Source organism: Leucobacter sp. UT-8R-CII-1-4 (genome assembly GCF_030010235.1).
In the GTDB taxonomy this organism is placed as follows: domain Bacteria; phylum Actinomycetota; class Actinomycetes; order Actinomycetales; family Microbacteriaceae; genus Leucobacter.
Genome location: NZ_JASCRS010000001.1, coordinates 201226 through 216318, shown reverse-complemented (window position 1 = coordinate 216318; position 15093 = coordinate 201226). Strand labels below are relative to the sequence as shown.

The following is a 15093-nucleotide window of genomic DNA, read 5'->3' as shown; positions in this document are numbered from 1 at the left end:
TCTCGGTGATTGAAACTTTTTGTTGTGCGTATTGCGTGCCGCGTTTGCGGTGGTAGCACACGCGCACCATTGTCGAAAGGACGACCGTGGAGCAGAACTCCATTTCGGAAGAGAGCCAGGAGCAGAACACTGCGCCTCAGGTAGCTTCCAGCGAAGCAGCGCCAGCCGCTGACCAGAATCCAGCAGCAGAAACCGCTGCACCGGTACGCCGACGCGCATCGCGTCGTGTTACCGCCGCTTCGACCGATGAGGCGCCAGCCGCTGCCGTCGAAGCACCTGCAGTTGAGGCACCCGCAGCTGAGGCTCCCGCAGTCGCAGCTGAGGCTGACGCCGCCGAGCCAGCTGCGCCAAAAAAGCGCGTCTCTCGTGCGCGCAAGAAGGCTGAGTCGGTCGAAGATGAAGCCGCAGTAGCAGCTCCCGAGGCCGTAGCTGCTGAGGCCGAGAAGGCCGCTGAATCAGCTGCGGAGGCTCCCGAAGACGCAGCACCAAAGAAAGCTCCGGCAACTCGCCGTCGCCGTCAGGCCAGCGCAGCTTCTGAAAACGCTGACTCTGCCAAGAATGAGCAGCCAGCTGCCGACGCAGGCGACGATGCTCAGGCAGGCGCGGCAAAGGCAGGCGCGGCTAAGGCAGGCGCGGCAAAGGGTGACGCAACTGAGGCTCCAGCCGCAGAGAACGCCGAAGAAGCGGCTGAGAGCACCCCACGCAAACGCAACACCCGCACGCGTAGCCGCAAGGCCAACACCGACAATGCCGAGCAGGCTGCAGATCAGAATGATCAGAAGGCCACCGACGCTGAGTCAGCTGAAAAGCCAGCCGAAAGCGAAGAGCAGAGCGACAAGGCTGAGTCGAACGGCAACAACAGCAATAACGGCAATAATGGCCGTAATAACAACGGCAATAACGACGGCCAGACCCGATCGAGCCGTACGCGCCAGCGTGACCGCAAGCGTCGTGGCGGCAGCGACGACGAGCCAGAGATCACCGAAGACGATGTGCTGCTGCCAATCGCAGGCATCCTCGACGTGCTCGACAACTACGCATTTGTACGTACCAGCGGCTACCTGCCCGGTACGGGTGACGTCTACGTTTCCCTCGGCCAGGTCAAAAAGTACGGCCTGCGCAAGGGCGACGCCGTTGTTGGCGCAATTCGCCAGCCACGTGAAAACGAGGGCAGTGGCCGCCAGAAATACAATGCAATCGTCAAGGTTGATTCGATCAACTCGAAGCCAGTCGAAGAAAACCAGACTCGCCCAGAGTTCGCCGACTTCACTCCGATTCACCCGAATGAGCGTATCCGGCTTGAGACTGATGCCACCGAGCTCGGCTCACGCGTAATCGACCTCTTTGCGCCAATCGGCAAGGGCCAGCGCGGCCTGATCGTTGGCCCACACGAGTCCGGCAAGAGCACAGCGCTTCGCCAGGTTGCTCAGGCAGTTGCGCAGAACCAGCCTGATGCCCACCTCATGCTTGTGGTTATTGATGAGCGACCAGAAGAGGTTACCGAGCTGCAGCGCACCATCAACGGTGAAGTGATCGCTTCGACCTTTGATCGCCCCGCTGAAGACCACGCCACGATCGTTGAGCTCGCCGTAGAGCGCGCAAAGCGTCTCGTGGAACTGGGCCACGATGTTGTCGTGCTGATCGACTCGCTGACCAGCCTCGCCCGTGCATACAACTTGGCAGCACCGGCAGCTGTTCGTGTGCCTGCAGGCAGCCTTGATGCTGCAGCTGTCTACCCAGTGAAGCGACTGCTGAGCGCAGCCCGCAACATTGAAAACGGCGGCTCACTGACTCTGATCGCGACTGTCTCCGCCCAGCCAGAGTCGAAGCTTGACGAGGCGCTGCTGAGCGAACTTGAGGGAGTTGCAAACATGCAGCTTCGTCTGAGCGGTGACGCTGCAGATCGCCGTATTTTCCCAGCCGTCGACCTTGCGCACTCGTCAACTCGCAACGAGGCCCGCCTCACAAGCGATGCTGAAGCGCGCGTTATGAACCGGATTCGCCGAGCACAGCAGGGTCTTCACCCGGCTGCAGAGCTTGAGCAGCTGCTGAGTCAGCTCGAAAGCACTTCGTCGAATGTTGAGTTCCTGGCGGTGACTCAGCGTCAGCTCGACGCCTAACCCCCCGGAGCCTCACATGTTTGAACAGGTAGCTGGACTGCTCGCTGAACACGAGCAGTTGCAAGAAGACCTCGCCGATCCAGCGCTGCACGCAGATGCTGCTCGCGCGAAAAAAGTAAATCGTCGCTATGCCGAACTCAGCAAGATCAAGGCCGCGCACGAAAACTGGATTCAGTTGCAAGACGATCTTGAGGCTGCGCGCGAACTCGCAAAAGAAGACGACGCGTTTGCCGAAGAGGTGCCAGTGCTCGAAGAGCAGCTCGCCGAAGCGCAAGAGCGGGTTCGTCGACTGCTGATCCCGCGTGATCCCGACGACGCTCGTGACGTGATCCTTGAAATCAAGGGTGGCGAAGGCGGTGCTGAGTCGGCGCTTTTCGGTGCTGATCTGCTGCGTATGTACATGCACTACGCAGAGAGTAAGGGCTGGAAGACCGAGATGATTGAAGCCGACGAGAGTGATCTCGGTGGCTACAAGAACGTGCAGATCGCGATCAAATCGAACGCAACCGACCCCTCACAGGGTGTCTGGGCTCATCTGAAGTATGAGGGTGGTGTGCACCGCGTGCAGCGTGTGCCCGTCACTGAGTCTCAGGGGCGCATTCACACCTCAACCACCGGTGTGCTTGTTTACCCCGAGGTAGACGAGCCAGAAGAGGTTGAGATTAGCCAGAACGATCTGAAGATTGACGTCTATCGCTCATCTGGCCCTGGCGGTCAGTCGGTGAACACGACCGACTCGGCGGTGCGTATTACGCACGTGCCTACGGGGATTGTGGTGTCGATGCAGAACGAGAAGTCGCAGTTGCAGAACCGTGAAGCGGCGATGCGTGTGTTGCGTGCCCGCTTGCTTGCGCGTCAGCAGGAAGAAGCTGCTGCCGAGGCTTCGGCGCACCGCTCTAGCCAGATCCGCACGATGGATCGCTCGGAGCGCATTCGCACCTACAATTTCCCCGAGAACCGTATTGCCGATCACCGTACCGGGTTCAAGGCGTACAACCTTGACCAGGTGATGAACGGCGCTATGGAAGCTGTTATCGAGTCGTGCATTCGCATGGACGAAGAAGATCGCCTCGCCGCGTTGAACGGCTAGGGGAGCGTAGCTCTTTACGAGGGGCGTTGGATCGGCAGTGCTGATCCAACGCCCCTCTTGTATGCCAGTGAGCTAGAAATAGTGCAGCGCGTCGAAGCTTGCGGTGCCAGCAGTCTGCGCGACAATGGCGAGCACCTGGAACCCGCTCGCGCCAAATGCGGCAATGGCTGCCCAGCGGCCACGCGCCGGCGATGATGGACGAAGCGCGAGCCCGGCCAGAACTGCGGTAACAATGGCGACGCAGAGCATGGGGGCGTTGATTGCCAGGTCTATCGCAGCGATGCTGTTTGTGTTGACGAGTACGTCGATAATGAACGGGACGAAGAAGTTGAAGAGCGCGCCGAGCGCGGCCACGAGCAGAGCGCACACCGCGGGCACGTTGAGGCGAGGATCCGAAATTGAGGTCGGTGCAGAGTGGCCCGCCTGGCCGGCTGGGACTGCACCTGCTGGGGTCGCTGCCGTGGTTTCTACTGCCTGTTGAGGCAGTGCTGGCACATAGTTCGGATGCGCGCTAATCGTGGGCAGAAACTCTGGGTAGAGGCCGGCGAGGTAATTGAGCTCTTGTGTGCTCACGCCAGTCTCGTGGATCCGCGCCCACGCCTGCTGTCGTTGTGCCTCGTTCATGGTGCTCTCCGTTTCGTTGATGCTGCCTATAAGCTAGCAAATCCTCCGTGGGCTTCCGGTCGGCTCACCCGTCGCCGGGAATGGGTGAGCGGTACGCAAAAGGCCCGCCCGGTGAACACCGGAGCGGGCCTTTTGGGCATCTAGAAGATTAGATCTTCGACGAAGCGTCCTTCAGAACGCTGCGCAGGATGCCACCGATCTCAGCGAACTCAGCTGGACCAATGGTCAGCGGAGGTGCGAGCTGGATAACGGGGTCTCCACGGTCGTCAGCGCGGCAGTAGAGGCCGGCGTCCCACAGGGCTGGTGAGAGGTAGTCGCGCAGCAGGCGATCGCTCTCAGCCTCGTTGAAGGTCTCCTTGGTTGCCTTGTCCTTGACAAGCTCAATGCCGAAGAAGTAGCCCTCGCCGCGAACGTCACCAACGATGTCGATGTCGAGCAGCTTCTCGAGCTCTGCACGGAACAGTGGGCTGTTCTCGCGAACGCGACCGTTGAGATCCTCTTCCTCGAAGATGTCGAGGTTCTCAAGCGCGGCAGCAGCTGCAGCTGGGTGACCAGCGAAGGTGAAGCCGTGGTAGAAGGTGTTGTCGGTTGAGTTGAATGGCTCCGAAACCTTGTCCGAAACGATCATTGCACCCAGTGGGACGTAGCCCGAGGTGATGCCCTTGGCCGAGGTGATGATGTCTGGCTCGTAGCCGAGTGCCTTCGAAGCGAAGAAATCGCCAACGCGGCCGTATGCACAGATGACCTCATCGCTGACGAGCAGTACGTCGTACTGGTCGCAGATCTCGCGCACGCGCTTGAAGTATCCGGGGGGAGGTGGGAAGCAGCCGCCCGAGTTCTGTACTGGCTCGAGGAAGACAGCAGCAACAGTCTCTGGACCCTCGAAGAGGATTGCCTCTTCGATGCGGTTTGCAGCCCACTGGCCGAATGCCTCGAGATCGGTAGGAGCACCCATCTCTTCAGCGCGGTAGTGGTTGGTGTTCGGAACGCGGTGACCACCTGGGGTCAGCGGCTCGTAGAACTTCTTCATGTCGGGGATACCGGTGATCGCCAGGGCGCCCTGAGGGGTGCCGTGGTACGCGACCGAACGCGAGATCACCTTGTGCTTCATTGGCTGACCCTTGATCTTCCAGAAGTGCTTAGCCAGCTTGAACGCTGACTCAACAGCTTCGCCACCACCGGTGGTGAAGAAGACCTTGTTCATCTCGCCTGGAGCGTACGAAGCGAGACGCTCCGAGAGCTCGACGGCGGCTGGGTGCGCGTACGACCAGATTGGCATGAAGTCGAGCTGCTTCATCTGCTTCGCGGCAGCCTGAACGATGCGGTCACGGCCGTGGCCAGCGTTCACAACGAAGAGACCTGCGAGGCCATCGATGTACTGCTTGCCAGCAGCATCGTAGATGTGGTGACCCTCAGCACGGGTGATGACAGGAATGCCATCGTTGAGGACCTTGCGGTTAGTGAAGTGCGGCCACATGTGCTTCCGGGCCGAAGCCTGGAGAGCTGCGGTGTCGACCGCTGCAGTTGGATCGAAAGACATGGTTATCGTGTTCCCCAGTCGTATTTCTGTTTCTTGAGTTGCAGGTAGACGAACGTTTCCGTGCGTGCAACGCCCTCGACGAGCCGAATCTTTTCATTCAGCACTTCAATAAGCGCTTCGTCGTCTTCGCAGACGAGCTCCGCGAGAATGTCGAAGGAGCCGGCGCTAAGCACCACATAGGCAACCTCTGGCATATCGCTGAGACGGTCGGCGACGACCCTGGTGTCGCCGGAAACGCGAACGCCGATCATGGCCTGGCGTGTGAAACCAAGGCTCATCGGGTCGGTCACTGCCACTATCTGCATGACCCCGGCGTCGGTGAGTTTCTGTACCCGCTGGCGAACGGCAGCCTCGCTGAGACCGACCGCTTTGCCGATTTCGGCATACGAACGGCGACCATCAAGCTGAAGTTGCTCAATGATTGCTTTTGACGTCGCGTCGAGTGACGGACGGGTTCGTTTACTCACAAACCGATCATCTCATTGAAACAAGATGGCCGCAACTGCTGATTCCGAAGCAAACCCCGTGAAACAGCTGCGAAATCCGTAGCAGGCCCTTCCCTTATGTAACTGTTTCGTCAAGAATGCGCTGAAATTACAGCAATGTATTGCCGGGGAGGAAGAGCTGTGGGATAGTCAAAGCGACCAATTAGGCGACGATGCCTGAGGAAGCTCGTCGCTTAAGTGAACCCACTCGACTATTTCGAAGGAGTCCATTGTGGCGAGCCGTATGTCTGAAGACCCCGTTGTACGCAACATTGTGAACATGGTGCGTCAGCAGCAGTTCAATCGACGTCAACTTCTCAAAGGCGCCGGTGCTGTCGGCGCAACCGCTGGCGTTGCTGGCCTCGCTGCCTGCGCCCCAGGCGGAGGCGGTGGCGGTGGCGGCGGTGAAGCTGGCAACATCATCTGGGGCAACTGGACCTATTACCTCGATTTCAACGAAGAAACTGGTAGCTGGGATTCACTCGACAACTTCACAGCAGAGACCGGCATTGGTGTCCAGTACATCGAAGACATCGACGACAACAACACTTTCTACGGAAAGATCAAAGATCAGCTCGCGCAAGATCAGTCGGTCGGCTACGACGTCATCACTTTCACTGACTGGATGAACGCACGTCTGATTCAGGCCAACCAGGTTCAAGAATTTGACTACGCGAATCTGCCGAATGTGAAGGCCAACCTGGTCGATGCTCAGTGGGACGCACTCGATGTTGATCCGGGTCGCAAATTCACCATTCCTTGGCAGCTGCCAGCTTCGGGCTACGTCTGGAACACAGAAGCGGTGCCAAACGGCATTAAGACACTCGAAGACTTTATGCGCCCAGAGCTCAAGGGCAAGGTGGGCGTGCTGACCGAGCTGCGCGACACCATGGGGATGATCCTTGCCGGCCTCGGCTACGACCCGGCTGGGGCCTGGGGAGACAAAGAATGGGACGAAGCGCTCGCTTGGCTCGACGACGGTATCAAGAGCGGTCAGATTAAGAACGTTAAGGGCAACTCGTATACGCAGGATCTGCAGCGCGGCGACACGCTGGCCGCTATGGCATGGACCGGCGATGTGATCATGATGAACGCCGAAGAAGGCAATCAGTGGACTATGGAAGTGCCGGAGGCAGGCGGCATGATCGCTGCTGACTCCTTCACCATTCCAAATGGCACCGAGGCAAGCCAGAAGCCGCTCGTTGAAGAGATGATCAACTACTACTACGACCCAGTGGTGATGGCACAGGTGGCCGACTATGTGACCTTTGTGCCACCGGTGAAGGGCACGCAGGAAGCCATGAAGGAGATCAACCCAGAGAACGCAGACAACCCGCTGATCTTCCCTTCCGAAGAAGATTGGACTCGTCTGCACACCTTCCGCACACTCAGTCCAGAAGAAGACAAGAAGTATTCGACTGAGTTCCAGAAGGTGTTGGGGCTCTAATGGCACAGTCGAATCAGGGGTCATTTGCTGAGTCTGGCGCCGACCTAGAACTTGTTGGTATTCAAAAGCGTTTTCCGGGGTTCACTGCGATCGAGCATCTCGACCTGACGATTCCGGCTGGCTCATTTTTTGCGCTACTCGGTCCATCAGGCTGCGGAAAGACCACCACACTGCGTTTGGTTGCTGGGCTTGAAGACCCCACCGAAGGCAAGATTTTGCTCGGTGGGCGTGATGTCACGGCGTTGAAGCCGCACAAGCGGCCAGTGAACACGGTGTTCCAGTCGTACGCGCTTTTCCCGCATATGACGATTCTTGAAAATGTTGCTTTCGGTTTGCGCCGCAGAGCAATCGGGAACCCTGTTGCAAAAGCGCATGAAGCCTTGCAACTGGTGGAGCTGGACCACATCGCCGACCGCAAACCGGCCCAGCTTTCGGGTGGCCAGCAACAGCGTGTCGCACTCGCCCGCGCCGTGGTCAACCGGCCGGCACTGCTGCTGCTTGATGAGCCACTTGGTGCGCTCGATCTGAAGCTGCGCAGGCAGATGCAATTTGAGTTGAAACAGATTCAACAAGAAGTTGGCCTTACCTTCCTGCACGTGACGCACGACCAAGAAGAGGCCATGACTATGGCTGACACCGTGGCCGTGATGAATAAGGGGCGCATTGAGCAGATGGGCGCCCCGGAAGAACTCTACGAACTTCCCAAGACGGTGTTTGTGGCGAACTTCCTTGGTCAATCGAATCTATTCAGTGTTGACGTTGATGGTGGCACCGACCAGGTGATTCACACAGTGTCTGCAGCAGGCCGAATCAGTGTGCCTCGTCGCCGAAGCGAACGCGAAAGCGGTGAAATGACTGTGGGCGTGCGCCCCGAGAAGCTGAGGCTGCACGCGAGTGCGCCAGCTGGTGACGCATCGCAGAATGTGATTGGCCCGGGACAGATCACTGATGTCTCCTTTATTGGCGTCAGTACCCAGTACACGGTTGAGGTGCCGGGTGCGGGGAGTGTGCAGGTCTTTGCGCAGAACGTTGAGGCGGGACCTGCGGCTCACCTCGGTGATCAAGTTTGGCTGAGCTGGCTGGTTGAGCACACCTTTGGGCTTGCCGATGATCGCCTCGAGACGGGCGCGCTCACCGCGGATCTCTCGACGCAGGCTATCGCCGCGCAAGCTGGGCTTGCCGGATAGGGGCGGTCATGGCTTTTACCGCTTTCTCGGCCAGCGCGAAGGTCGTTGAACAGGCGCCAAAAAAGCGTGGGTGGATAGCGCTGCTACTTCTCGCGCCCGGCATCGCCTACATGCTGCTGTTTTTTGTAGCGCCGTTTATCCAACTCGCAATTACCTCTTTGCAGGCTCCAGCGGATTCGGGTGGGATCGGGCAATACGTTGCTGCGGCTCAATTCTCGAACTACTGGGCTGCCATGCAGGAGTACTGGCCCCACATTTTGCGATCCTTCGCATATTCGCTGACTGCAACCATTATTGGCTTGTTGATCAGCTACCCACTGGCGTATTTGATTGGTGTGAAGGTACGGCATCGCCCGATGCTGCAGGGCATTCTGCTTATTCTGGTGATCGCTCCCTTCTTTATTAGCTTCTTGCTGCGAACACTTGCATGGAAGTCAATATTGCCGAGCGAATTGATTGGCACGCACTTCTCGGTGATCTTCGGTCTGGTGTACAACTTCATTCCGTTCATGGTCTTGCCGATGTTTGCGTCATTGCAGGCGTTGGATCTTCGCCTGATTGAAGCCGGGAGTGACCTCTACGCATCACCAGCAACGGTGTTTCGTAAGGTGACGCTGCCGCTTTCGATGCCGGGCATTGTCTCGGGCACTCTGCTCAGCTTTATTCCGATGTCGGGTGACTATGTGAATGCCTCCCGAGAGTTTCTCGGTGGTACCGGAACAGCCATGATCGGCAACGTTATTGAGTCGAACTTTTTGCAGACGCAGAATTACCCGATGGCAGCATCACTCTCGATCATTTTGATGGTGATTATTCTGATCATTGTGGCGACCTATGTGCGTAAGAGCGGGGCGGAGGATTTGCTGTGAAAAACTTCAGCCTTGGCAAAGCCTTTGTGCCGGTGGTTGGCACGATTGCTCTTATCTATTTGCTCTTGCCGATTGTGCACGTTGTGCTCTTCTCGTTCAACGAAAAGCGCGGCCGCAACAACATCATCTGGAATGGCTTCTCGCTTGCGAATTGGCAGAATCCCTGTGGCGCACCGCAGGTGTGTACTGCCTTTGGCAATAGCATCCTGGTTGGCGTGATTGCAACGGTGATTGCGACCGTGCTTGGCACAATGATCGCGATTGCGCTTGTGCGCTACAAGTTCAAGGGGCGCTCCACGGTGAGTCTCCTGCTCTTTACGCCGATGGCGACCCCGGAGGTCGTGCTTGGTGCTGGCCTCGCAGCGCAGTTCTTGCTGGCCGGCGTTGAAAAGGGAATCGGCACGATCATCTTGGCCCACACTATGTTCTGCATCTCGTACGTTGTGGTTGCGGTAAAGGCTCGTGTTGCTTCCCTCGATCCGTCGATCGAAGAGGCAGGCAGGGACTTGTACGCATCACCAGGGCAGGTGTTCTGGCGCGTCACAATGCCAATGTTGATGCCGGGAATCATTGGTGCAGCGCTTCTGAGTTTTGCGCTGTCTTTTGATGACTTCATCATTACGAACTTCAACTCGGGTACTGCAACGACCTTCCCGAAGTTCATCTACGTTTCGGCTTTGAAGGGTGTTCCGGCGCAGGCGAATGTGCTTGCTTCGATTGTGTTCTTCGGTGCCTTGGCGCTTGTCATCATCGTGCAGATGGTGAACATCAATAAACAAAAACGAATGGCACGTTCTTAGTGCGCTAGCGCGAGTGTCTGCTTTTTCTTGGAACTATCTCTTTAGAAAAAGCAGACACTCGTGCTGTTTTTGTGGATAACCGGTGCACGCTATCTCCTGGACGCCTTGTGGGTGTAGTGTGTGGGAGTCTGTCGCTGGAACACCGCGGTTTTTTGGCTGATTGACGAACAAAAGTGGTTCTTAAAGGAGAGAACATGGCAACAACTGCAGCGCCTGGTGTGGCAAAGGGCGCATCGCTGAAACGTAACCTTGGTCTTTGGGCAATTGTCGGTCTTGGCCTTGGTTATATGACACCGACCGTGGTGTTTGACACCTTCGGTATGGTGGCTCGTGACACGAACAACGTCGTGCCGCTCGCATACCTTGTGGCCCTGATTGTGATGATTTTTACCGCGGTCAGCTACGGCAAGATGTCTGGTGCTATTCCAAGCGCTGGATCGGCGTACACCTATGTACGCGAATCTATTCACCCAAATGTAGGCTTCATGGTCGGTTGGACCTCACTGATTGACTACATGCTGTTGCCAATGGTGAACTGCTTGATCATTCGTAGCTACCTTGAGGCTGTCTTCCCCGGGATTCCCGGCTGGATCTGGGTGGTGCTGTACTGCGCGCTCACCACGGGCATCATTTACCTCACGATGCGTGGCACCTCCAACGTGAACATGATTCTGCTGGTGTTCTCGATCGTCGTTATGACCGTGTTTGTTGTCATGGTGTGGGCTCAGCTTGCTGGCGGCGAGGGGGTTGGATCGGTCGCGACGATGCAGCCATTCATTCACGACGGCGTAACCATGGGTGCCGTGCTGATGGGTGCAACTATCGTCTGCTTCTCGTTCATCGGCTTTGACGCTGTCACCATGTACGTCGAAGAGGCACGCACGCCAAAGATTGTGCCGCGCGCACTGATCCTTACCGTGCTGCTCGGTGGCGCCATCTTCTTGATCGCTGGTTACTTCACCCAGGCTCGTTTCACCGATTGGAATTTCTTCGCTCCTGGCGGCGATATGCAGTTCATCGAAGACTCGACACTGCCGATGATCGGTGAGGCTGTTGGTGGCAAGTGGCTGATGGCCGTGCTCACCGCTGCTGGCTTCTGCGCGACGCTCGCATCGGGCCTCGCCTCGCACGCTTCGGTGTCTCGTATGCTGCTCGTGATGGGCCGCAACAACGTGCTGCCAAAGAAGTACTTCGGCTACATCAACCCGAAGACCCACACCCCAACCTTCAACATTGTGTTGACGGGCCTCGTCTGCATGCTCGCGATCGCCTTCACGCTTGAAATGATCGCCGCGTTTATTAACTTCGGTGCACTGATCGCGTTTAGCTTCGTGAATATTTCGGTGATTGCCTGGTTTGCGATTCGTAAGGGCCGCCGCAAGACGTTCAAGGACATCTTCAACTTCATCGTTATGCCGTCAATCGGCGTCGTGATGACGGGTATCCTCTGGGCCAATCTGCACGCCGACGCGCTGATCGGTGGTGTGATCTGGGCAGCAATCGGTTTTGTTTACCTGATCGTGCTGTCACGCGGTTTCAAGCGCAAGGCAGCCTCGTTCGACGAGGATCAGCCGGTCACTGGCTTCAACAAGATTCCAGACGACAGCAACGCTCAGTAACTTCGAGTGGCTACGCGGCCGCCGGATCCTCGCCCAGCATTGGTGCGGAGGTCTGGCGGCTTTCGTGTTTTCTGCGCTGCCAGTGTTGAGGATCAAAAAGTGGCAGCGTGAGATTGCACAGGGGACCGATGAGCAGCGCAAAGGCCACCGTTCCAACGCCGACATTGCCGCCAAGAATCCAGCCGATGACCAGCACTGTCACTTCAACGCCGGTGCGAGCGACCCAGATCGGGGTGCCGTAGCGGGCGTGAATGCCCGTCATCAGACCGTCGCGTGGGCCGGGGCCAAGATGCGCGCCGATATATATTCCGCTTGAGACGGCGAGTAATAACAGGCCAATTGTGAAAAAGACAATGCGCAGCCACAGCGCCTCGGGAGTGGGCAATAGCCAGAGCCCGAGTTCGATGCCGGGGCCGACGAGCAGAATGTTGAGCACGGTGCCCATGCCGGGTTTTTGGCGCAGGGGGATCCACAGTAGCAATACCAGAAGGCCGATGATGTTCGTGAGCAAGCCAATGCTGAGCCCGGTGCGCAGTGAAACACCCTGCGCGAAGACGGTCCAGGAATCCACCCCAATTGCTGCGCGAATCATGAAGGCGTCAGCAATGCCGTAGAGCAGGAGCCCGGGGATGAGGCGAATCAATCGGAACGTCATGAGTACAGTCCACTTTAAATTGGACTGGTAATCAAGAGGCCGATCTGCTTAAAGTGGCCTTATGGTTTCGCAACGACTCACAGCGCGCAGACTCACCAACCTCCTCGGCAACTGGCGAGGGCACGGGCACAGCTATCTCGAACTCGCGGCAAGCATTGAGCTGCTGGTGCGCGACGGAGTGCTTCCTCCGGGCGCCGTCTTGCCCGCTGAACGACCGCTTTCGGAAGAGCTTGGGCTGAGTCGAACCACGGTGAGTGCCTGTTACCAGCGCCTTCGCGAAACCGGTGTCGCCCTCACAAGACAGGGCTCGGGCACGGTCATTCGCGCGCCCCGTGTCGTCGACGCAGGAACTGCAAACGATGAATCCGGTGCAGTGGTTGACCTCACCAGGGCGATCCCAGAACCGTGGTCCGGACTGCCGATGCTTGCCGCCAGGGCAATGAACGAACACCCCGAAACCTTTGAACTCGCAGGCTATGACACACTCGGACGCGCTGAACTGCGCGAACGAATTGCGGCGCGCTACACACAGCGGGGCCTTGCCACCAGTGCGGAGCAGATTATGGTCACAGTGGGTGCGCAACACGCGATCTATTTGATTGCGCGCACGCTGCTCTCCCGGGGCGACCGCAGCCTCATCGAATCACCAAGTTACCCGCACGCCCGCGAAGCGCTCGCCGCAACCGGGGCGCTTGTGGCAGATCTGCCGGTGATGCTCGACGGGCATGATCCAGAACTCACCATCGACACGGTGCGCCGAACCTCACCGACACTCAGTTACCTGATTCCAGATCATCACAACCCCACAGGACTGAGCATGCCGCAAGAGCTGCGCGCACAGATCATCACCGAGCTGAGCGCCAGGGGCGGGTACATCATTGTTGACGAAACCACCGCAGAGTTGACGCTGCGCGAAACACGCACGGTGCTGCCGTTTGCCGCTTCGGCGGCGCTGCCACACGAACAGGATCGAGTGATCACCGTCGGTTCACTCTCAAAAACGGTATGGGGAGGACTTCGGGTTGGGTGGATCCGCGCCGCCCCAGATCTGATCGCTCAGCTCGAGGTCTCTCGCAGGATCGGCGACCTTGGCACGAGCAGTTGGGAGCAAGTGCTGGCCACGCTCGCATTCGACCACTACGACGAAATTCTGCTTGACCGCACCAAGTCACTGACTGCGCAGCACCGAGCGCTGATAGAACAGCTTGGCGCACAATTGCCTTCGTGGCGGGTGTCACAGGCAATCGGGGGAGTCTGCGTTTGGGTGGATCTGGGTGAGCAGCGAAGCTCCGCGCTGAGCCGGGAATGCTCAAAGCTTGGGCTGCAAATCACCCCGGGCCCGAGATTCGGTAGTCCGGGAGTATTCGAGCGCTTCTTGAGGATCCCGTTTTCAGCGAGCGAAGCGGATCTTGGCGACGCAGTGGCCATGCTTGAGGCAGCATGGGCCGCCGGGCCACAGAGTTCTGCACCGCCACAATTGGCCAGTGCGGTGATCTAGGTAGGGCAGCGCGCTCCTCGCGGAGTAAGCTTGAATCCATCATGCTCGATATCGATTTCAATGCACGCATTCGCGCTGTCCGCTCTACCTATGCTGATATTGCGGCGGTGCTTGATTTGGAGCGCCTTGAGCGCGAAATCATTGAGCTCGAAGAACAGGCGGCAGCTCCGGGGCTGTGGGATGACCCAGACTCCGCACAAAAGGTCACCAGCAAGCTGAGTCACCACAAGTCGCGCGTGAATAAGTTGCGCGGCGTTGAGGCTCGTATCGACGACCTTGAAGTGCTCGTCGAATTGGCCCGTGAAGCCGACGACGAAGCTACCGAGGCTGAAGCTGCGCGCGAACTCGGCGATATCGAAGCGATGGTCGCTGAACTTGAAGTGCAGACGATGCTCTCTGGCGAATACGACGAGCGTTCGGCAGTGGTGACTATTCGTTCAGGTGCTGGCGGCGACGACGCAACTGACTTCGCCGAAATGCTCTTGCGTATGTACCTGCGCTGGGCTGAGCAGCACGGCTACACCAGCAAGGTGCTCGACACAAGCTACGCCGAAGGCGCCGGTATTAAGTCAGCCACCTTCGAGATTGACGCGCCGTATGCGTTCGGAACGCTTTCGGTAGAGGCGGGTACGCACCGCCTCGCTCGAATCAGCCCATTCGGTTCTGCTGACAAGCGCCAGACCAGCTTTGCCGGGGTCGAAGTGATCCCACTGCTGGAAGAAGCAACTGCCGTTGACGTGCCCGAAACTGACATTCGTGTTGATGTTTACCGTTCATCGGGCCCCGGTGGTCAGTCGGTGAACACTACTGACTCTGCGGTGCGTATCACGCACATTCCCACCGGAATTGTGGTGTCGATGCAGAACGAAAAGAGCCAGATCCAGAACCGTGCCGCCGCAATGCGCGTCTTGCAGACGAGGCTCTTGCTGCTGCAGCGCGAAGAAGAAGCTGCCAAAAAGAAGGAACTCGCTGGATCTGTCACCGCAAGCTGGGGTGACCAGATTCGCTCGTACTTCCTCTACGGTCAGCAACTCGTCAAAGACCTGCGCACCGGCCACGAAAGCTCACAGCCAGATGCCGTCTTCGACGGTGATCTTGACGGATTTATCGCGGCGGGTATTCGCTGGCGCTCGCTGAACAAGAATTCCTAACTTTCATA

Annotated in this window: 13 protein-coding genes; 9 read left to right on the top strand and 4 right to left on the bottom strand. The window is 58.0% G+C overall.

Going from position 1 to position 15093, the window contains the following annotated elements:
* The first annotated feature begins 86 nt into the window (after positions 1–86).
* Entirely contained in the window at positions 87–2120 is a 2034-nt protein-coding gene (gene rho, locus QBL02_RS01000) for a transcription termination factor Rho (protein ID WP_282724486.1), read from the top strand.
* A 16-nt stretch (positions 2121–2136) separates the two neighbouring features.
* A complete protein-coding gene (gene prfA / locus QBL02_RS00995) occupies positions 2137–3210 on the top strand; it encodes a peptide chain release factor 1 (RefSeq protein ID WP_282724485.1) in 1074 nt (357 codons plus the stop codon).
* Positions 3211–3282: 72 nt separating this feature from the next.
* Here the strand turns inward: prfA and QBL02_RS00990 are convergent, their stop codons facing one another.
* The 3 genes from QBL02_RS00990 to QBL02_RS00980 all read right to left on the bottom strand — a co-directional run bounded on the left by QBL02_RS00990 (position 3283) and on the right by QBL02_RS00980 (position 5841).
* Complete coding sequence (locus QBL02_RS00990; protein WP_282724484.1) at positions 3283–3834, bottom strand: hypothetical protein; 552 nt, start codon at positions 3832–3834, stop codon at positions 3283–3285.
* A 148-nt stretch (positions 3835–3982) separates the two neighbouring features.
* A complete protein-coding gene (locus QBL02_RS00985; protein WP_282724483.1) occupies positions 3983–5374 on the bottom strand; it encodes an aspartate aminotransferase family protein in 1392 nt (463 codons plus the stop codon).
* Between the two features lie 2 nt (positions 5375–5376).
* The gene (locus tag QBL02_RS00980) at positions 5377–5841 is read right to left on the bottom strand and encodes an Lrp/AsnC family transcriptional regulator (protein ID WP_282724482.1); all 465 of its coding nucleotides are present in this window, start codon (positions 5839–5841) and stop codon (positions 5377–5379) included.
* 250 nt (positions 5842–6091) lie between these two features.
* Here QBL02_RS00980 and QBL02_RS00975 point away from each other — a divergent pair, with 250 nt between their 5' ends.
* The 5 genes from QBL02_RS00975 to QBL02_RS00955 all read left to right on the top strand — a co-directional run bounded on the left by QBL02_RS00975 (position 6092) and on the right by QBL02_RS00955 (position 11781).
* Positions 6092–7306, top strand: a complete 1215-nt coding sequence (locus QBL02_RS00975) for a spermidine/putrescine ABC transporter substrate-binding protein (RefSeq protein ID WP_282724481.1) — start codon at positions 6092–6094, stop codon at positions 7304–7306.
* On the top strand, positions 7306–8493 hold the full coding sequence (locus QBL02_RS00970; RefSeq protein ID WP_282724480.1) for an ABC transporter ATP-binding protein: 1188 nt from the start codon (positions 7306–7308) through the stop codon (positions 8491–8493). The genes QBL02_RS00975 and QBL02_RS00970 overlap by 1 nt, the downstream gene beginning before the upstream one ends.
* Positions 8494–8501: 8 nt before the next feature.
* Complete coding sequence (locus QBL02_RS00965; protein WP_282724479.1) at positions 8502–9362, top strand: ABC transporter permease; 861 nt, start codon at positions 8502–8504, stop codon at positions 9360–9362.
* Complete coding sequence (locus tag QBL02_RS00960; protein ID WP_282724478.1) at positions 9359–10162, top strand: ABC transporter permease; 804 nt, start codon at positions 9359–9361, stop codon at positions 10160–10162. Before QBL02_RS00965 ends, QBL02_RS00960 begins: the two co-directional genes overlap by 4 nt.
* 194 nt (positions 10163–10356) lie before the next feature.
* Positions 10357–11781 carry an APC family permease gene (locus tag QBL02_RS00955; RefSeq protein WP_282724477.1) on the top strand — a complete coding sequence of 475 codons (1425 nt, stop codon included), beginning with the start codon at positions 10357–10359 and terminating at the stop codon, positions 11779–11781.
* A gap of 10 nt (positions 11782–11791) precedes the next feature.
* Here QBL02_RS00955 and QBL02_RS00950 read toward each other — a convergent pair whose 3' ends face one another.
* The gene (locus tag QBL02_RS00950; protein WP_282724476.1) at positions 11792–12436 is read right to left on the bottom strand and encodes a hypothetical protein; all 645 of its coding nucleotides are present in this window, start codon (positions 12434–12436) and stop codon (positions 11792–11794) included.
* 61 nt (positions 12437–12497) lie between these two features.
* Here QBL02_RS00950 and QBL02_RS00945 point away from each other — a divergent pair, with 61 nt between their 5' ends.
* Together QBL02_RS00945 and prfB are read left to right on the top strand one after the other, a co-directional pair.
* Positions 12498–13934 (top strand): PLP-dependent aminotransferase family protein, encoded by a 1437-nt coding sequence (locus tag QBL02_RS00945; protein ID WP_282724475.1) that lies wholly within the window; start codon positions 12498–12500, stop codon positions 13932–13934.
* 41 nt (positions 13935–13975) lie between these two features.
* Positions 13976–15085 carry a peptide chain release factor 2 gene (gene prfB / locus QBL02_RS00940; protein ID WP_282724474.1) on the top strand — a complete coding sequence of 370 codons (1110 nt, stop codon included), beginning with the start codon at positions 13976–13978 and terminating at the stop codon, positions 15083–15085.
* Positions 15086–15093 lie beyond the last annotated feature (8 nt).